Below are 18,032 nucleotides of genomic sequence, written 5' to 3'. Positions count from 1 at the left end.
CCTGAACTTTTACCGCCCCGGTAAAAGTTTTTTATTTTGGTAACACAGGTTACTTATTTTTTTTATTTACCAAAGATGAAAGATGGAATAAAAGCAGTATTTCACAGAAAGTTTGAAGGGAAAATAAAATCTGCAACAGTTGTGAAAACAAAAGCAGGCAAGTATTATGTAAGTATACTTGTAGATTTACAAGACCCAAGAAATGATGTAAAAGAGCCAAAGAATTTTGTTTGTGGAGTAGATTTAGGTTTGAAGAGCTTTATAACAATTGAAAGTGATACAGTGACTTTGAAGATTGAATATCCGAAATATCTTATTAAAGCTGAAAAGAGACTCAAAAGACTGCAGAGGCAATTGTCAAGGAAGAAAAAAGGTTCTAAAAACTGGGAGAAAGCAAGCGAAAGACTTGCAAAGGAATATGAATATGTAAAGAACTCAAGGGAAGACTTTTTGCACAAGATATCTAAGACCATCATAGACGAGAACCAAGTCGTGGTGATTGAAAATTTGAATGTAAAGGGACTATCAAAAACAAGGTTATCGAAATACATTCTTGATAGTTCATGGTCAAAGTTTTTGAGATATCTTAAATACAAGGCAGATTGGTATGGCAGGAGAGTCATAGCGGCAGACAGGTCATTTCCATCTTCGAAAATGTGTAGCAGATGTGGATACAGCAACAAAGAGCTAAAGTTAAAAGATAGAGTGTGGAGATGTCCGAAATGCGGAACAGTCCATGATAGAGATGAAAATGCTGCAAAGAACCTGAGAAACTATGGAATTTTTTGTATAAGCAATCAGTAGGGTGGGAACCACCCGAATTTACGCCTGTGGAGATTGGACCTCTACTACTGGGGATACAGTCCCAGTAGCAAGTCCGGTCGATGAAGTAGGAAGCCTCCACCTCTTTAGGTGGATGGTAGTTCACGAATATAATATAAATAAAAATATTAAATTTCAGGAGGAAGGATATGAAGCGCAAAATAGTAAGGATAAACGAAGAAAAGTGCAACGGATGCGGGCTCTGTGAAAAAGCCTGCCATGAAGGAGCAATAAAAGTTATCGACGGTAAGGCAAGACTCGTAAGTAGAGACCTTTGTGATGGTATGGGAAGCTGTCTAATTTGCCCTGAAAATGCAATAGAAATAATAGAAGTGGAAACCGAAGCTCAAGGAAAGTCATTAGATAATGAATCAATAAATAATGAAATAAGTAATGATAAGATTAGTCTTAATTCCTGGCCGGTACAAATACACCTTATTCATCCAAAAGCAAAATTTCTTTCAAATGCCGACCTGCTTATAGCTTCGGACTGCACCGCCTTTGCCTATTCCAATTTTCATAAGGATTTTTTAAAAAACCGGGTGGTTCTGATAGGATGTCCGAAATTGGATGACTTAGAAAGCTATATAGAGAAATTTAAGGATATATTATTAAATAACGATATAAAAAGTATCACGGTGATAAAAATGGAGGTGCCCTGTTGTAACGGCATGAGCTACGCCGTGAGAAAAGCAATGGCCCTCTCGGATAAAATAATCCCTTATTCGGAAGTCACGGTTTCTATCGATGGTGAAATAATTAATTAATAAGTATGCTGATCATAATATTTTAAGAGCCCGCTTTTAGCGGGCTCTTTTTCATTAATACATATCAGGATTGGGCATCGGAGGGTTCTTTTCCTTTTCAGGGATTTCTGCAACAACAGCTTCAGTGGTAAGAACCATTGCGGCAACACTTGCGGCATTCTGGAGGGTAGAGCGGGTTACTTTTGTCGGATCCACTATACCCCTTTCAATCATGTTGCAGAACTCTTCACGGAAGGCATCAAAACCGATACCTTTTTCCATAGTCTTCAGTTTTTCAACAATTACAGAGCCGTCTTTACCGGCGTTGTAAGCAATTTGCCTTACAGGTGCTTCCAAAGCTCTTCTTATGATATCCACACCTATCTTTTCATCGCCTTCGGCTTCTACCTTGTCAAGTACGGGTAAAGCATTGATGAAAGCGGTGCCGCCGCCGGGTACAATACCTTCTTCCACAGCAGCCTTTGTAGCAGAAAGAGCATCTTCAATCCTGTGTTTCTTTTCTTTCAGCTCGGTTTCGGTAGCTGCGCCGACCTTTATTACGGCTACGCCGCCGGCAAGTTTTGCAAGTCTTTCCTGTAGTTTTTCTCTATCGAAGTCGGAAGTAGTTTCCTCAATCTGAGCTTTAATGGAATTAATTCTCTTTTTGATTTCTTCCTTATCGCCGTATCCATCAACAATAATGGTGTTTTCCTTGCCAACTTTTACCTGTCTTGCCCTTCCGAGCATATCAATTGTGGCATTCTTAATATCAAATCCGAGTTCTTCAGAGATTACCTGACCGCCGGTCAAAATGGCGATATCCTGCAGCATTGCCTTTCTCCTGTCACCAAAGCCGGGAGCTTTTACCGCTACCGAAAGCAGCGTTCCGCGGAGTTTGTTGACTATCAAGGTTGCTAAGGCTTCGCCCTCTACGTCTTCGGCAATGATCAAGAGTTTTCCGCCGTTCTGTACTACTTTTTCCAAAATGGGGATCAAATCCTGAACATTGGAAAGTTTTTTATCGGTAATCAATATGAAAGGTTCATCAAGAACTGCTTCCATCTTCTCCGTGTCGGTTACCATGTAGGGGGATATGTAACCCCTGTCAAATTCCATTCCTTCTACAACTTCCAGGGTGGTGCCCATGGTTTTGGATTCTTCTACTGTAATTACGCCATCTTTTCCTACCTTTTCCATCGCTTCGGCAATGAGGTTTCCAATTTCTTCGTCAGCTGCCGAAATGGAAGCTACCTGAGCAATAGCTTCTTTTGTTTCTACGGGTTTGCTGAAGGTTTTGAGTTCTTCTACCACAGCTTTAACCGCTTTTTCAATTCCTTTCTTTATGAGCATGGGATTTGCCCCGGCAACGACGTTTTTCATGCCCTCATGGATTATCGCCTGAGCAAGCAGTGTTGCGGTAGTGGTACCATCACCCGCTACATCCTGGGTCTTTGTAGCTACTTCTTTAATAAGCTGGGCTCCCATATTTTCAAAGGGATCTTCTAATTCAATTTCCCTTGCAATTGTAACACCATCATTGGTAATAGTGGGTGTGCCGAACTTCTTGTCCAAAACCACATTGCGACCTTTTGGTCCAAGGGTGACTTTAACGGTATTGGCCAGTTTATCAATTCCCCTTAAAAGAGCCCTGCGGGCTTCTTCATCAAATAAAATCTGTTTTGCCATTTTTCTTCCCCCCTGTTAAAATTATTCTATTACCGCCAGGACATCGCTTTGTCTTAATATTAAGTACTCCTGTTCATCAATTTTTACTTCGGTACCCGCATATTTCGAGAAGATTATCTTGTCTCCCACTTTCACTTCCAGGGGTACCCTCTGACCATCTACTATTTCCCCTGTACCTACTGCAATAACTTCTCCCTTCTGGGGCTTTTCTTTTGCGGTATCGGGAATAACGATTCCACCCTTTGTCTTTTCCTCTTTGTCAAGCACCTTAACAACTATTCTATCTCCGAGAGGTCTTAAAGCCATTCTAAACCCTCCTTCGTCTTGGCTTTTAATAGCTTTATTAGCACTCAACATTAATGAGTGCTAATTACAATTCAAATAATAACCAATTTATGTATAAAAATCAATCCCCCCTCTCAAATTTTTTTAAGAATTTCGGGCTGAAAAAGTTCAATTTGTAATTTTTTTATTTTCTTTCTTCTCTTATTTTTAAATTTCTCTTTATATTTTTAGCTTATTAAATCTCATGTTTTAATTATCTTAAATTTATAATATCCATTTTTAGCAAAAAAATACAAGCTATTATACTATTTTCCGCAGTCCTTTACTTCTCCCCTTAATACCTCTACAGCATGAGGAAGGGCGGGTAAAATTACCGATAGGTTCTCCCTTACCCCCTTCGGGCTTCCGGGGAGGTTAACAATAAGGGTTTTTCCCCTGATGCCGGCTACAGCCCTCGATAGCATCGCATGGGGGGTTTTTGCCAGGCTTGCCATCCTCATTGCCTCAGGAATTCCAGGGACAAGTTTTTCCACTACCGCAAGAGTAGCCTCGGGCGTATTATCCCTTGGAGATAGACCCGTCCCCCCGGTTGTCAAAATCAAATCAAGGCCTTTATCGGACATATTAATAAGCTCTTTTTTGATAACTTCTAAATCATCGGGTAAAACCTTGTATTCTTCCACAACTCCATTAATTTCCTTTACCATTTCTTCGATAACCTTGCCGCTTAAATCCTCCCTTTCTCCCCTGTATCCCCTGTCGCTGGCTGTAATCACACCAACTCTAAGCATTTTTAATCACCTCTATGGAATCTCCCGGATATACCTTCCCACCTTTCAGGACCTTTGCAAAAACACCTTCTTTCGGCATTATACAATCACCGGCCTGATAGTAAATCGCACATCTCTCATGACAGACCTTGCCCTTCTGGGTGATCTCCAGGAGGACCTCTCCCACCTTTAACCTGGTGCCGATTTCAATTTTTGAAAAATCTATACCTTCAGTGGTTATATTCTCGGCAAAATCTCCCGGATTTACATCAAGCCCCTTCTCCCTCATTTTCTTTATACTTTCTAATGCAAGCAGGCTTATCTGGCGGTGCCAGCCCCCAGCATGGGCATCTCCCTCTATACCGTAATCTTCTAAGATATTCACAAATTCCACATTCCTCTTTTTTTCGCCTTTTTTCTCACTTAAAGAAACCGCCACTACTTTTCCCATGGTTTTTCTTCCTCCCTTTTATAATTTCCGGATTTTCCACCGGTTTTCTCCAATAGCTGGATGTTTTTAATTACCATACCTTTGTCCACAGCTTTGCACATATCGTAAATTGTTAAACATGCGATGGATACCGCAGTCAAGGCTTCCATTTCCGCGCCAGTTCTTCCGATGCATTTTACCCGTGCTTCTACCCTTATGGCGCTTTCTTGTTCCATTATTTGAAAATTTATGTCTACACCGGTAAGCAAAATATTATGGCACATGGGTATTAACCTTGATGTCTCCTTGGCACCCATGATTCCGGCTACCTGAGCTACCGCAAGCACATCGCCTTTTTTTATCCTGCCCTCTACAATCATATTTAAGGTTTCCCGTTTCATGTAAACATATCCGCAGGCAAAAGCTTCCCGGAAACTTACATCTTTTTCGCTAATATCCACCATTTTAGCCCGGCCCTGTTCGTTAAAATGTGTAAACTCCACCCTGCTAACCTCCTATTTGCCACATTTTTCTTTTTATATCCCGGCCATCATCATTTTTATCATAACTCATATTGTGGCCGTAAGGCTTTATGGATAGGGCTTCTTTATAAACCTTTTGAATTTCTGCAACACCGGCACCGCCTCTCATCAATCCCTTTACATCCAGCTCCGCTGAAGAAGCAAGACAGGGTTTTAACTTTCCATCGGCGGTAAGCCTGACCCTGTTGCACCTTTCGCAGAAATGCCGGCTTATAGGGGTAATAAAACCAATTACACCTTTTGCATTTTGCAATTGGAAGTACTCGGCGGGTCCATTGCCCTCGATATTATTTACCTTTAGTAGCTCGCTTTTTATCCTTGCCTTTATATCCTGGGCTGAAATAAATCTTCCTTTTGTCCATCCTCCATCTCCCAGCGGCATCAGTTCAATGAAGCGTATCACAACGGGAAATTCTAAGGTAAGTTTTGCGAAATCTTCAACTTCATCATCGTTAAAACCCCGAGCTACTACCGTATTTATCTTTACGGGATTAAAACCTAAGCGCAGTGCCTCTTCTATGCCCTCCCACACGTCCTTTAATTTACCCCATCGCGTTATATAGGAAAATTTTTCGGGATTCAGCGTATCAAGGCTAAAATTTACCCTCTTCAAACCTGCTTTTTTAAGGTCATACGAAACTTCTTTAAAAAGCGAACCGTTGGTGGTCATTGAAATATCCGATATACCCTCAATCGAGGAAAGAGCAGAAATAAATTCGACTATTCCTTTTCGGACAAGCGGCTCACCTCCGGTAACCCTGACCTTTTCAATCCCAAGGGGAGCCACAGCCTCTACAAATCGAAGAATTTCTTCGAAACTCATTATTTCTTCGTGTCTTAAAGCTTTTACACCTTCTACCGGCATACAGTAACGGCACCGGAAATTGCATCTGTCCGTAACCGATATTCTCAGGTAATTTATTTTTCTACCGCAATTATCTATCATTTAATCGCCCCCAATAATCTCACCTGTAAGAGAAGTGTCATACCCCCCTAAGGCTTTTAATTTTTCCTTAAATTCACTGCTTCTTAATACTTCCAGTACTTTTTGAACCGCCTCCATCTCGAAATATTCGTATAAAATAGCCAGATCGTATCTTTCCGGTGAAACGGGAATAAAATCTAAGTCCAATGCCTTTGCCGCCGACAGGATACCAAGCCCGCAGTCCGCGGTTCCTCCCGCTACCTGGGCAGCCACCGCCAAATGGGTAAATTCTTCTCTATCGTAACCCTTTATTTCTTCCGGTGAAATATTCAGCTGTTTTAATTTCAAGTCCAAAAGGAGCCTGGTCCCTGCCCCTTTTTGCCGGTTAACAAAGGTAATATCTTTTCTCTTTAAGTCCTCTATCCCTTTTATATTTTTGGGATTGCCTTTCATAACAATTAATCCCTGTTCTCTAAAAGCAAGGTTTACAAGGACTATTTTTTCATCCTTGAGATAACGCCTTATATAAGGAATATTATACTCTCCCGTATCCACATCGAGCAAATGCATTCCTGCTGCGTGGGCTTCCTTTCTTTTCAGCGCCATTATTCCGCCCATACTTCCTACATTTGCAGAAGATAAATTAATCTCCGGATACCGCCTCTTTACCTCATTGGCAAGTATATCAATCGCCACATCGTGGCTTCCAATTATCACAACGGTATTTTCTATTTCCTTTTTATCTTTTAAAAGTTCAACTTCAACGCAATCCCCCGCATCTATTCCTTCTTTATTTGCGGGAATCCTCAAAATTCCATCTGCCCTGACCAATGAGGTAATAGTCCCGGCCCCCCTGTGCAAAGGAGATACAACAAACTCATCGCCGATTTTCCCTATTTTTACCCTGATAAACTCTTCGCTTCCTATGCTGGAAACAATTCTTCTTGTACATATAGCCCGTATTTTTTCTCTTTCCGTGAAGGACTGTCCTTGCATCCTTAAAACTAAGGGCTTTGCAAAAAGCTCCATGGTTAAAAAAGCCGAAACGGGATACCCGGGTATGCCGAGAACGGGTTTATTCTCCACCAGCCCCAGGATAACGGGTTTACCCGGTTTTATGGAAACTCCATGAACCAGGAGTTTGCCCAGATCCTTTATTATATTTGCAGTAAAATCTTCCCTGCCTGCGGAAGAGCCGGCATTTATTATTACCCCGTCGGCGATCTTTAAAGCTTTTTCTACCGTTTCTTTTATTCGGTAATAATCATCCTTATGCTTTTCGAATATCAGAGCCTCCGCTCCCCACTCGGCCAAAAGGGCTTTAAATACCTTTGAATTGTATTCTATAATATCGCCCGGCTTTAGCTCCTCCCCCGGATTAACAAGTTCCGTACCGGTAGGGATTATGGCAAAAACCGGTTTTTTGTAAACCTTTATGTTTACATGTCCCCCTGCAAGTATAGCCCCTATATCTTGAGGCCGAAGTCGGTGGTTTTCCGGAACTATAAGTTCTGTTGCCACCACGTCTTCCCCTATCAGCCTTACATTTTGCCAGGGTAATGCGGGAAAGATTATTTCAACTTTCTCATCGGAGATAAAATTCACATCCTCCATCATAATTACGCTGTCCGTATTGGGCGGGAGCGGGTCCCCTGTATCCACTACTTCAAATTCGCCTTTTGATAAAATAACCGGTGTTGTTTCCGATGCCCCGTAAGTCCTTTCCGATAAAACGGCAATTCCATCTACAGCCGCGGCATTGTAATGGGGAGACGATATCCTGGCAAAAATCGGTTCAGCGGTAATTCTCCCTAAGGATTCCGATACATTAATTTCTTCTACAGATTTTTTTGAAAAAATGCCTGCTCTTTCCAGTTCTCCAAAAAAAATGCTTTTAGCTTCTTCCAATGGAATGGCATCCAAATATATATCTTTTTTCTTCACAGTAAACACCTCTTTAAAAATAGCATAAAAAATATTTTACTTTATTTTAATAAAATTACTTCCACCATTTCTCCTTTCGATACGCCTACCCTTTCTGAAGGAATCTTTAAAAGACCGTCGGATTTCGACATCGTGCAAATCATTCCCGACTTTCCGAGAACCGGGACAGCCCAAAGCCCATCTCCCCTTTTTTCCAGCCTTACCCTTATATAGTCCTCCCTTCCTGCAGCCGATGATAAATCTTTGTCGCATTTTGCTAAAATTTCATACGAGCCATAATCTTTGTCCCTGCCCATGAGTAAATTTACCAGAGGCCTTCCAATGAGTTCAAAAATCACCAGAGCAGATACCGGATGTCCGGGAAGTCCAAGGATAGGAATTCCTTTAACAACAGCAAAAATCGTGGGTTTCCCCGGTTTTACCGACAAACCGTGAAAAATTAATCCCGGCTCTCCCAAACTGTTTATAGCTTTTAAAGTGAGGTCCCTGGCACCTACGGAACTTCCACCTGAAATAATTACGGCATCGCAGTTTTTCAGAGCAAGTTTCAAGGTGTTTTTTATTTGATCAAAATCATCCCTCACAATCCCAAAAGGTATTCCCGCAGCACCAAGGGCTTTTAAAGCGGAAAACACGGTATAGGTGTTGACATCCCTTATCTCTCCCATATCTACTTTTTCATCGGGTTTTTTTACCTCATCCCCGGAAGAAATAATGCCAATTTTTGGCTTTTTAAACACTTTGACCCTGGTGATTCCCAGTGCCGCTAATGCTCCCACATCCTGGGTTCTCAGGGTATGACCTTTTCTAAATAGAACCTCCCCCGCTGCCATGTCCTCACCTTTTTTTATTACGTTTTCAAAGGGAGCTACCGGTTTTTCGATAAGCAGTGTTTTATCATCAAGGGGATGTGCATATTCAAGCATAACGACCGCATCCGAATTCACCGGAAGCATTCCTCCGGTATAAATCCTTACAGCCTGCCCCTGGTTTATTTTTAATTCCGTTTTTTCGCCCATCTTTACTTCCCCGATCACTTCCAGTATGGCGGGTACGGCTTCGCTAGCGCCGAAGGTATCCTTAGCAATTACCGCATAACCGTCCACCGTGGATCTATTAAAGGCAGGGACATCTTCTCCGGCCTGTACTTCCGAATAAACCACCCTGCCTGCTGCTTCAAATAAATCCACTTCTTCAAAACCTTTATCGGTTATATTTATATTCTCTTCTATGATATTAACCGCTTCCTTAACACTTTTTACTTCAAATAACACCCTGCTCACTCCCGTAATAATCCTTAGTTTTAATATTCTACAAAAAAAACCTTTATCCTTCAATAATAAAAAAATAATTAGAGTATCCACCCCTTTTAATTTATGTTATACTGAAATATCGGGGGGATAAAAATTGCAAAATCTACAGGAACAATACAATCTTCAGGAAAAAAAAGTAAAAAATAACTTCAATGCATTAAGCTATGATTCAATTTTTTTTAATATCTCTACATCCTTTATAGACCCGGGCACCATTATACCTTCTTTTGTTAGCATGCTGACCTCTTCTCCGGTTCTTATAGGACTTACTACCACCATAAGAAACTGCGGATGGTTTTTGCCCCAGCTGCTGGTAGCAAGGAGGGCCGAGGGCCTCCCTTACAAAAAACCGCTGGTCTTAATTGGTGCAATTTTATATAGGTTTGCTCTATTTTCAATAATATTATCGGCATTTCTGGCAGTAAAAAGCCCCAACTTGGCTCTTATCTTATTTTTCTTATTTTTTACCCTTATGTCCTTTGCCGATGGAATAACAGGGGTCCCGTGGATTGACCTTTTTGCTAAATCCATACCGGTACCTATGAGGGGGCGCTACTATTCAAAAACGCAGTTTTTAAGCGGTAGCCTTTCATTTTTAACAGGTTTTATCATAAAAGGGATATTAAACGTTAAAACGATAATTTTCCCCTATAATTACATAATAATTTTCTCCTTAGCGCTATTTTTTGCACTTCTTTCATTTTTTTCCTTTTCCCGCTTAATAGAGGATGAAAAAAGTAAAACAAACAATGCGCCGAGCTTAGTAGAATATCTGAAAGGCATTCCGTTGGTTTTTAAAAGCGATAAGGACTTTTCCATGCTTATCATAGTTAACACACTTTTCAGGTTTTTCTTTTTACCGCTTCCCTTTTATATTACCTATGCGAGGTCAAATCTTGGTCTTTCTGAGGATATGGTGGGAATCTTTGTTTCTTTCCAGATGGTGGGCTTCATTATCGCCGGGTTAATTTTCGGCAGGGTCAACGATATATTCGGGAGTAAAAAGGTTATAAAAACTACCGGTTACCTCATTACCCTTCCGCCCGTTCTGGCACTATTATCAAATTTGCTATTTTTAAACCATTTGCCATATATACCGCTTTACATTATGATCTTTATGCTCGTCGGCGCCACAAACAGCGGAATATGGGTAGGTATTTTCAATTACTTACTTAAGATAGCCCCCGAGGAGAAAAGACCCCTTTATATAGGATTGATGAATACCCTTACCGCTCCCACTACTTTTCTCCCTCTGCTGGGAGGGGTAATAATCGAAAATTTTTCATATATACATATGTTCCTTTTTGCCGAAATTTTCCTGGTATGCGGGCTTATCTCATCCTTTTCCCTTAGGCATATCGACAGAGATTAGCCCGGCAGGTCAGCCTTCTTCATTTTTCCTGAGGGTAAAAGTTCAGTAATTAAAACACCGGTCAGAATCAAAAAAAATCCCGACAGGGTTTTTAATGTAATGGGCTCGTGCCAGAAAATATAAGAAAAAATCCCTGCAAAAACCGATTCCATACACATAATCACGGCAGCATGGGTAGAAGTGGTGTACTTCTGCGCGATATTTTGAATTACGAAAGCCCCGGCAGTGCAGAAAATCGATGCGTATAGAATTGCTGCCCAGCTCATTATATCGAGTTTGGCAGGCATGGGCTCATAGATAGCACCGGTTATAAGGGAAAGTATTCCCGCAATGCCGGTTTCAAGGATAGCAAGGTTTACGGAACCGGCTATCCTTGCATAATACTCTATTATAACTATCTGCAATGCAAAAAAAACGGCACAAAAAACCGTTATTAAATCCCCTAGGTTTATTTTAAGGTTACCTTCAACGGAAATTACCGCAAGCCCGAGAAATACCAGTAAGGCTCCGGTGACCTGAGACCACCCGGGAAATTTTTTGGTTACAAAATAGGCAAAAAAGGGTACCATCACCACACTGCTCCCCGTAATAAACCCGGATTTTGCGGGTGTGGTGTATAAAAGCCCCACTGCCTGGGAAGCAAAACCAAAGAATAAGAATAATCCTGCCAAAAGCCCCCCCTTGATATCTTCCTTTGAAAAATTGCAAAGGTTTTCATTGAAAATCCCCGAAAGTATAAGAAAGGCAATAAGAAACCTCACCGCTAAATACATAAAAGGCGTTAATTTCAAAAATACATTTTTCATTACTACGAAATTGAGCCCCCACCCAATCGTTACCAACAGGAGAGCGCCGTCAGCCAGCAGGCTTTTCTTCATACAAAATACCTCCTGAAAAACTATTTTCTATTTCTAATTTTAAAATAATCCTCTATAATTTCCCTTGCTATGGGAGCAGCAACTTTGCCCCCCGAACCGCCGTTTTCTACTATAACGGCTATGGCTATAGCCGGATCCTGGGCCGGAGCAAATCCAATAAACCAGGAATGAGGTTCTCCATGGGGATTCTCCGCCGTGCCCGTTTTACCCGCCACTTTAATATCCTTTATTTTTGCCGCTTTACCCGTGCCCTTTTCCACTACTTCCACCATATAATCTCTCACAATATCTGCGGTATCAGGTGAAATCACGGTTTTCCTTATAGCCCTTAAATTATTTACCTTCACCTGCCCCAAGGGGGTTTTTACCTTTTCAATTATATATGGGCTGTGGTAAACCCCGTGATTTGCAATTATCTGAGCTATCGATGCCATTAACAGCGGAGTGGCCAGAACTTTCCCCTGTCCTATGGAATCCTCTACTAACTGTACATCGCTATCCATGAGGGAATGCCCGGGAAATTGACTCTTTTTTACATACATTTCAAAAGGTATTTTTGAATTAAACCCGAAATCCCCGGCTATCTTTAAAAGCTTATCCCTCCCCAGCCGCAATCCCAGCTCTGCAAAAATAGCGTTGCTGGATACTGCAAAAGCCTCCTTAAGGCTGTATTCTCCCGGTTTAATCGAATCATCATCCTTTATAACCCTGCCACCTACTTTTATATAACCCTTTGTCTCAAATTTTTCCTTTTCTAGACCGGTAAAATTCTCAAGTACCCCGCATAGGGTAACCACCTTGAAAGCAGAGCCAGGAGGATAAAGTCCGGTCAAAGCCCTGTTCAACAAGGGAAGGTTCCTATCGCTTTTCAGTTTTTCCCATTGTTCCTCTACTTTATTTGAGTCAAAACCGGGTGAACTTACCATTATAAGTACGGCTCCCGTTTTAGGTTCTAAAGCCACTACCGCCCCCTTTTTCCCTTCCAATAGATTATAAGCCTTTCTTTGAAGCTCTGCATCTAAGGTTAGGTACACATCATTCCCCTGAGACAAACCGTATATTTTTTGTCTCAACAAAGATAAAGGTTCCTTCTGGGAAATCCCGAGAAGCTCTCCATTTAATGCGCTTTCAAGCCCCGAGCGCCCTATCTTCATTGAGGAATAACCCAGTAAAGGACCAAAAGCTTCACCGCTTATATATATTCTCTTTTTCTCAGTACCCAAATCTACGGTCTCTGCAAGGGTAACACCGTTTCTATCATAAATTGTACCCCTTTTAATTTTTGCCTCCTGCTCCCACAGCCTTCTGTTGTAGGAGCTTTCTATGAGTTTTTGCCTTTCGTAGAGCTGAAAATAGGTTAAATAAGACATTAATGATAAAAATAATAAACAGAATATAAAAAAGGTAGTTTTGATATTTTTTTTAAGATTATTCATTTTTATTATTCCATCACCTCCTCCTGTCTTGTAGATATCCAAACTCCATTTAATACTCCGAAGGCCGTAAAGCTAATGACCATTGAACTGCCGCCATAACTCATAAAAGGAAGTGTAACCCCCGTTACCGGGATAAGCTTTATCACCCCGCCTATAATGGTAAAAACCTGTAAACCAAAGAATATTGTCAATCCCGCTGATATCAAGGACAAATACGGATCCCTGGAAAAAAGGGATATCCTTATTCCTCTATATACCAGCAAAAAATACAATAATATAAGGGCCTGCCCGCCCAAGAATCCGAACTCCTCGGTGAAAGCCGAAAATATAAAATCGGTAGCTACCGCCGGAATATAATCGGGATGTCCCAACCCCAGCCCCGTGCCGAAAAAACCTCCTTGAGCGATGGCAAACAGGGACTGGGCTATCTGGTAACCCCTTCCCGGAACATCCTGCCAGGGATCCAGCCATGCAAGAACCCTTGCTCTGACATAAGGCAGAAGGTAAAAGCTTGCTCCTCCCAGCAGTATAATTACTATGACCCCCAATAAAAAGTAATCATATCGGGATGTGGCTATAAATATCATAAATAAAGCCGTTAAGTAAAACAGCATTGCTCCTCCTAAATCCCTGGTTAAAATCAATAATACTATTATTGAAAATATTTCCAATATGAATCTATGTAATTTTTCCAACCTTCCCTCCTTTAGATTTGAAGCCAGGTAAAATACAAAAAATAATTTGGCTATTTCGGAAGGTTGAAAAGAAAAATATCCTTTAATCAAAATCCAGTTTCTGGCTCCACCCCTTTCCACACCAAACAATACGGGTAATAGTAAAAAAATAAAAGTTAGAATAAAAAATAACATTGGGCTTTTTATTCTTTTAATAAAATATTTAGTAAGCAATGTAGAAAAAATAAAAAGAAAACTCCCGGCTATATAAAACAATAACTGCCTTTTAAACAGGTCTGGATTTATCCTGCAAAGCATTGTAAGTCCCAGCTCTACTAAAAGACTTGGAATCAGAAATAAATAAGTATCCGAACTTTCAATAAATTTATAATTTACAATATAGCAAAAGAAAAAAGCCGCTAAAAAAATTAACGCACTGTAAAAAATCCCCAGTCCCAGGGTTTTATTGAAATAAGACAGAAGTAAAAAATTCACTATACCGGTGATTGCAAATACTGCAGCAGATTTATTATAAATATTTTCAATCTGAGGGCTCATTTAACTCCCTCCTCTTTAAGATGTACTTTTTACTGCCCAGGACCAGCACGTCATTCTCTTTTAATTTCACCGGTTTTCTAATTTTTACTCCGTTCAAAAAAGTGCCGTTTGTACTTTTTAAATCCTGAATATAAAGCGAATTGCCTTTTTTGTATATTAAAGCGTGCTTGCTGGATAAATAAGGATCATCAATCACAATATCGGAATCCACAGCCCTGCCGATAGTTGTAACCTTTAATAAAGGAATCTCTTTTCCCTCTTCGGTTTGTAAAAAATATCCCGGTCCTTCCTGATCGTATTCTCTTATATCCATAATCATTATCTTTAAAAAATTATACAATAAGTAATATAAAAGCCCAATAATCAGGTACTTTGCTAATTGGGCCAATAATTCATACACCGGTATCATCACCTCTAAATTTTATGTAAAAGGGGTTATTATTAGTATTTGACTTTTTTTTATTATTTCCTTTTTTTAGTATTTAATTTTCCTGTCGACTTTCTACAGAATTGCTAAAATTTACTTTTATAACTCAAAGCCCAAGGAGGAAAAATATAAATGCCTGCTGATGATTAGCAAGGTACCGTAAAGCATGGGTATCGATAGTTAACCATCAGCAGGCACTATTGCTTTTAGAAGCTATTTTCCATTGTCTTCCATTTATTGCATCTGTCCCCCCAGCGGGCAATTATCTTACCATCCATCTTGATGTTTACTACTTCACAGCGATTGGAACAACCTCTGCACTCAAAACTATCCGCTGTAAAGAATAATTCACTGGCTCTGAACCCTCTGAAATTCGTATTTTTTAGTCCGGCATCCTTTGCCAGGAGGGCTGCACCTATAGCACCCATTACGTGATGGTATTTTGGGACGTATACCTCCATTTGAAGGGCTTCTTCAAAAGCAGCTTTCATACCGCAATTCGCAGCTACCCCTCCCTGAAATACCACCCTCGGCAGTATTTCCTTCCCCTTTCCCACATTGTTTAAGTAATTTCTAACCAATGCCTGGCATAAACCCCTTATAATATCCTCTAATTTATGTCCTAATTGTTGTTTGTGTATCATATCCGATTCGGCAAAAACGGCACATCTTCCTGCAATCCTTACAGGATTTTGAGATTTTAGCGCCAAACTACCAAATTCTTCTATAGGTATTCCGAGCCTGTTAGCTTGCTGGTCCAAAAAGGATCCGGTGCCCGCCGCACATACTGTGTTCATTGCGAAATCCGTTACAACCCCATCCCTTAAAATTATAATTTTTGAATCCTGTCCGCCAATTTCTATTACCGTTTGTACATCAGGAACTTCCTTTTGGGCAGCCACCGCATGGGCTGTAATTTCGTTTTTAACCACATCCGCACCTACTATTACCGCTGCCAATTGCCTTCCGCTGCCCGTAGTACCCACACCCTTAATACAGTACTCCTCTTCCTTATTGGCAAGCATTCTGAGTCCTTCCTGGACAGCTTTTATAGGCTGTCCCTGGGTCCTGAGATATATGGCTTCCCTTACCTCTCCATTGTCATCAATTATTACAATATTTGTGCTAACCGAGCCCACATCAATACCCAAATAATGCGCCATTTTTAGCATCTCCTTTTATGAAATTTTTCTTTCTCCTGGCCGATAGTAGATCCACAAAAGCTTCTATTCTGGTTCTTAACCCTTCCTTGCCGGTTTGTTCATCCAAAGTAACGGGCAAAAAACCTATGTTGTATTTTTCGCACACCCTGGGTAAGATGCTCTTTGCAACTATTTCAGGAATACATGTGAAAGGTGAAAGTTGAATAACTCCATCAAATCCCCTTTTTGCAAAAATAATCGCATTTCCTACCGATTCCCTCCCATGCCCTCCACACATTTCTTTGAAATAGGGCATAGCCTCCTTTTTTACATCCATTTCTCCGGGCCTTCTAAATAAATCCATAATTGCATTATAAAAGGTGTATCCCGCAAGAAACATGGATCTTTCGGCATATACTCCCAGATCTCCGAGCATTTCTTCTATCTCTAAATTCGCCGAAGGCTCAAGAAGTACGTAAATTTCTCCCACTATGCCAATTTTTATCGGGTCAATATCTTTTTTATCAATTTTATCAAAAAGGTTTTCAATCTCCCTTTCCACTTCTAAAAGGTCTTTCAAATCCTTTGCCTCTCTCACCAGATCCACGGCTTTTTTATAGGCAAGAGAAGCCTCCCCTTTTTTCACCTCTAAAGGCCTGACCCGATGGCTTAGCCTTTCGGCTTTATCGAGTAACTGGAGCTCTTTCCAGATAAATTTTGCTATTCTTATATAATCTTTAAAGCTCAATTTTACATTTATTAATTTTTTTATATTTTGAATTAAATCTTTAAGATAACGGCTTGGAGGTTCCAGAGTAATCATCTCAAATTCATATCCAAGGCTTTTTAAAATTTTTTCCTGTAATGCGGTATATAGTCCGGCCCTGCATGGTCCAACGCCCCCGGTGGAGACAAGGGTATTTGCCCCCTTTTCCAAAACCTCGATGTATGTACCCAGAACTATTTTAAAGGGAAGACAGGCAAATTCCGGCGCGTACTTTGTCCCAAGGCTCAATGTTTCTTTTGTTGGCCTTGAAGGCAATATAACATCATTGCCGAAGGCTTTCATAAGATTTTCAAAGGGAATATTCGCCGTTCCCACAAAAGGGAAAGAAACCTTTCTCATGATACTGCCGCCTCTTTTCTTGCCTTTTTAATTCTCATCATATCGACGAAAGCTTCCAATCGGGTATTTACGCCCTCCTGTCCGGTGTGTTCGTCTAAGGTAACGGTAAGAAAAGGAACATTTTTTTCCTTGCATTCAAATTCTAAAAGCTTATCCACTATAAAGTCAGGACCGCACCCGAAAGCTGTCACATGTATAATTCCATCTACCTTCTTTTCCCTTATAAAATTGTAGGAAGCCCTTAATACCCCGTTGCTTAAAGTCCAGAAAAGCAGTTTTCTTAATTTCAAATCTTCCCGCCTTTTTTCTTCTTCTGAAAGCATTTCGGGAGTTACCACATGGCATCCCATTAAAATTAATTTCTTTATTATATCAAGACTGAGATAGGAATCGTATAATATGTAAGGATAACCTACCACCCCGATGCTTACGTCGCTATTTTTGTCCTGAGATTCCACACCAAGATAGGGTATGGCTCCCTGCTGAAATTTCCTTTTGTATTCTTCATAATTTTTTAAGGCCTTATTGAAAGCTTTTAAAGTTTTAAAAAAACCCCTTCCCAGAGTACCGGCAGTTTTTAAGCAGGTTTTGAAAAGTTCACTTCTTTTACCTTTCGTATTTACCCTGACTTCCAGCATGTTATCAAAGCCAGGTATGGAACTTTCCAGCATATCGGGCAGCCCTAAAAATTTTGGACAAAAAGTCGACTCATCGTTTACACTGACGAGTCTGGGGACCAGAACGAAATCGACTTTATTTAACAAATTCTTCACATGACCGTGGAAAAGTTTAATTGGAACGCATGCATCGGAAACCGCATCCTCAACTCCTTCATCTATTATTTTTTTTGAAGTCAGCTCGGAGACCACCACTTCCACGCCGAGTTCTTCGAAGAAACTACAAATAAACGGCGAATAAGCATAATAAAAGAGTGTCCTTGGTACCCCGACCTTCAT

General features: G+C 40.6%; 17 protein-coding genes and 1 pseudogene. 3 read left to right on the top strand and 15 right to left on the bottom strand.

Annotated elements, in window-relative coordinates; all coding sequences use genetic code 11:
• Window positions 1-57: 57 nt before the first annotated feature.
• Window positions 58-804 (top strand): annotated as a pseudogene (locus ACPLOV_RS00530) (RNA-guided endonuclease TnpB family protein); the annotation flags it as partial.
• A gap of 167 nt (window positions 805-971) precedes the next feature.
• Complete coding sequence (locus ACPLOV_RS00525) at window positions 972-1,589, top strand: ATP-binding protein (RefSeq protein ID WP_424910281.1); 618 nt, start codon at window positions 972-974, stop codon at window positions 1,587-1,589.
• Window positions 1,590-1,643: 54 nt separating this feature from the next.
• Here ACPLOV_RS00525 and groL read toward each other — a convergent pair whose 3' ends face one another.
• The 8 genes from groL to glp all read right to left on the bottom strand — a co-directional run bounded on the left by groL (window position 1,644) and on the right by glp (window position 9,424).
• Complete coding sequence (gene groL, locus ACPLOV_RS00520) at window positions 1,644-3,254, bottom strand: chaperonin GroEL (RefSeq protein ID WP_424908776.1); 1,611 nt, start codon at window positions 3,252-3,254, stop codon at window positions 1,644-1,646.
• Between the two features lie 21 nt (window positions 3,255-3,275).
• Window positions 3,276-3,560, bottom strand: coding sequence for a co-chaperone GroES (gene groES, locus ACPLOV_RS00515; protein WP_068747487.1), 285 nt, complete (start codon window positions 3,558-3,560; stop codon window positions 3,276-3,278).
• A 284-nt stretch (window positions 3,561-3,844) separates the two neighbouring features.
• On the bottom strand, window positions 3,845-4,330 hold the full coding sequence (locus tag ACPLOV_RS00510) for a MogA/MoaB family molybdenum cofactor biosynthesis protein (protein ID WP_424908775.1): 486 nt from the start codon (window positions 4,328-4,330) through the stop codon (window positions 3,845-3,847).
• Window positions 4,323-4,760 carry an MOSC domain-containing protein gene (locus tag ACPLOV_RS00505; RefSeq protein ID WP_424908774.1) on the bottom strand — a complete coding sequence of 146 codons (438 nt, stop codon included), beginning with the start codon at window positions 4,758-4,760 and terminating at the stop codon, window positions 4,323-4,325. The genes ACPLOV_RS00510 and ACPLOV_RS00505 overlap by 8 nt, the downstream gene beginning before the upstream one ends.
• A complete protein-coding gene (gene moaC, locus ACPLOV_RS00500; protein WP_424908773.1) occupies window positions 4,748-5,242 on the bottom strand; it encodes a cyclic pyranopterin monophosphate synthase MoaC in 495 nt (164 codons plus the stop codon). Before moaC ends, ACPLOV_RS00505 begins: the two co-directional genes overlap by 13 nt.
• A gap of 4 nt (window positions 5,243-5,246) precedes the next feature.
• Window positions 5,247-6,227 carry a GTP 3',8-cyclase MoaA gene (gene moaA / locus ACPLOV_RS00495; RefSeq protein ID WP_424908772.1) on the bottom strand — a complete coding sequence of 327 codons (981 nt, stop codon included), beginning with the start codon at window positions 6,225-6,227 and terminating at the stop codon, window positions 5,247-5,249.
• Window positions 6,228-8,150, bottom strand: coding sequence for a molybdopterin biosynthesis protein (locus tag ACPLOV_RS00490; RefSeq protein ID WP_424908771.1), 1,923 nt, complete (start codon window positions 8,148-8,150; stop codon window positions 6,228-6,230).
• A 41-nt stretch (window positions 8,151-8,191) separates the two neighbouring features.
• Window positions 8,192-9,424, bottom strand: coding sequence for a gephyrin-like molybdotransferase Glp (gene glp, locus ACPLOV_RS00485; RefSeq protein ID WP_424910280.1), 1,233 nt, complete (start codon window positions 9,422-9,424; stop codon window positions 8,192-8,194).
• 133 nt (window positions 9,425-9,557) lie between these two features.
• Between glp and ACPLOV_RS00480 the strand changes: the two genes are divergently transcribed.
• The gene (locus ACPLOV_RS00480) at window positions 9,558-10,835 is read left to right on the top strand and encodes an MFS transporter (protein WP_424908768.1); all 1,278 of its coding nucleotides are present in this window, start codon (window positions 9,558-9,560) and stop codon (window positions 10,833-10,835) included.
• On the opposite strand, the gene ACPLOV_RS00475 is transcribed toward ACPLOV_RS00480, so the two are convergent.
• From ACPLOV_RS00475 to ACPLOV_RS00445, 7 genes are all read right to left on the bottom strand, one after another.
• Window positions 10,832-11,713 carry a DMT family transporter gene (locus tag ACPLOV_RS00475; protein WP_424910279.1) on the bottom strand — a complete coding sequence of 294 codons (882 nt, stop codon included), beginning with the start codon at window positions 11,711-11,713 and terminating at the stop codon, window positions 10,832-10,834. The two genes, ACPLOV_RS00480 and ACPLOV_RS00475, sit on opposite strands and share 4 nt — an antisense overlap.
• A gap of 20 nt (window positions 11,714-11,733) precedes the next feature.
• Window positions 11,734-13,191 carry a peptidoglycan D,D-transpeptidase FtsI family protein gene (locus ACPLOV_RS00470; RefSeq protein ID WP_424910278.1) on the bottom strand — a complete coding sequence of 486 codons (1,458 nt, stop codon included), beginning with the start codon at window positions 13,189-13,191 and terminating at the stop codon, window positions 11,734-11,736.
• Window positions 13,155-14,381, bottom strand: a complete 1,227-nt coding sequence (locus tag ACPLOV_RS00465) for an FtsW/RodA/SpoVE family cell cycle protein (RefSeq protein ID WP_424910277.1) — start codon at window positions 14,379-14,381, stop codon at window positions 13,155-13,157. The genes ACPLOV_RS00470 and ACPLOV_RS00465 overlap by 37 nt, the downstream gene beginning before the upstream one ends.
• Entirely contained in the window at window positions 14,365-14,790 is a 426-nt protein-coding gene (locus ACPLOV_RS00460; protein WP_424908764.1) for an FHA domain-containing protein, read from the bottom strand. The genes ACPLOV_RS00465 and ACPLOV_RS00460 overlap by 17 nt, the downstream gene beginning before the upstream one ends.
• 224 nt (window positions 14,791-15,014) lie before the next feature.
• The gene (locus tag ACPLOV_RS00455) at window positions 15,015-15,971 is read right to left on the bottom strand and encodes an acyl-CoA dehydratase activase (protein WP_424908763.1); all 957 of its coding nucleotides are present in this window, start codon (window positions 15,969-15,971) and stop codon (window positions 15,015-15,017) included.
• On the bottom strand, window positions 15,949-17,076 hold the full coding sequence (locus ACPLOV_RS00450; protein WP_424908762.1) for a CoA protein activase: 1,128 nt from the start codon (window positions 17,074-17,076) through the stop codon (window positions 15,949-15,951). The genes ACPLOV_RS00455 and ACPLOV_RS00450 overlap by 23 nt, the downstream gene beginning before the upstream one ends.
• The gene (locus ACPLOV_RS00445; protein ID WP_424910276.1) at window positions 17,073-18,032 is read right to left on the bottom strand and encodes an acyl-CoA dehydratase activase-related protein; all 960 of its coding nucleotides are present in this window, start codon (window positions 18,030-18,032) and stop codon (window positions 17,073-17,075) included. The genes ACPLOV_RS00450 and ACPLOV_RS00445 overlap by 4 nt, the downstream gene beginning before the upstream one ends.

The sequence above is a fragment of the Thermovenabulum sp. genome (genome assembly GCF_049723235.1).
In the GTDB taxonomy this organism is placed as follows: Bacteria; Bacillota; Thermosediminibacteria; order Thermosediminibacterales; family Thermosediminibacteraceae; genus Thermovenabulum.
The sequence above is the reverse complement of the archived record's forward strand: the minus strand, read 5'-3'. Positions and strand labels throughout refer to the sequence as shown.

Bases quoted from the DNA above. Each gene is read 5' to 3' on its own strand.
- ACPLOV_RS00525 (WP_424910281.1), top strand. From the start codon at position 972: ATGAAGCGCAAAATAGTAAGGATAAACGAAGAAAAGTGCAACGGATGC.
- groL (WP_424908776.1), bottom strand. From the start codon at position 3,254: ATGGCAAAACAGATTTTATTTGATGAAGAAGCCCGCAGGGCTCTTTTA.
- groES (WP_068747487.1), bottom strand. From the start codon at position 3,560: ATGGCTTTAAGACCTCTCGGAGATAGAATAGTTGTTAAGGTGCTTGAC.
- ACPLOV_RS00510 (WP_424908775.1), bottom strand. From the start codon at position 4,330: ATGCTTAGAGTTGGTGTGATTACAGCCAGCGACAGGGGATACAGGGGA.
- ACPLOV_RS00505 (WP_424908774.1), bottom strand. From the start codon at position 4,760: ATGGGAAAAGTAGTGGCGGTTTCTTTAAGTGAGAAAAAAGGCGAAAAA.
- moaA (WP_424908772.1), bottom strand. From the start codon at position 6,227: ATGATAGATAATTGCGGTAGAAAAATAAATTACCTGAGAATATCGGTT.
- ACPLOV_RS00475 (WP_424910279.1), bottom strand. From the start codon at position 11,713: ATGAAGAAAAGCCTGCTGGCTGACGGCGCTCTCCTGTTGGTAACGATT.
- ACPLOV_RS00465 (WP_424910277.1), bottom strand. From the start codon at position 14,381: ATGAGCCCTCAGATTGAAAATATTTATAATAAATCTGCTGCAGTATTT.
- ACPLOV_RS00460 (WP_424908764.1), bottom strand. From the start codon at position 14,790: ATGATACCGGTGTATGAATTATTGGCCCAATTAGCAAAGTACCTGATT.
- ACPLOV_RS00455 (WP_424908763.1), bottom strand. From the start codon at position 15,971: ATGGCGCATTATTTGGGTATTGATGTGGGCTCGGTTAGCACAAATATT.
- ACPLOV_RS00450 (WP_424908762.1), bottom strand. From the start codon at position 17,076: ATGAGAAAGGTTTCTTTCCCTTTTGTGGGAACGGCGAATATTCCCTTT.
- ACPLOV_RS00445 (WP_424910276.1), bottom strand. From the start codon at position 18,032: ATGAAGGTCGGGGTACCAAGGACACTCTTTTATTATGCTTATTCGCCG.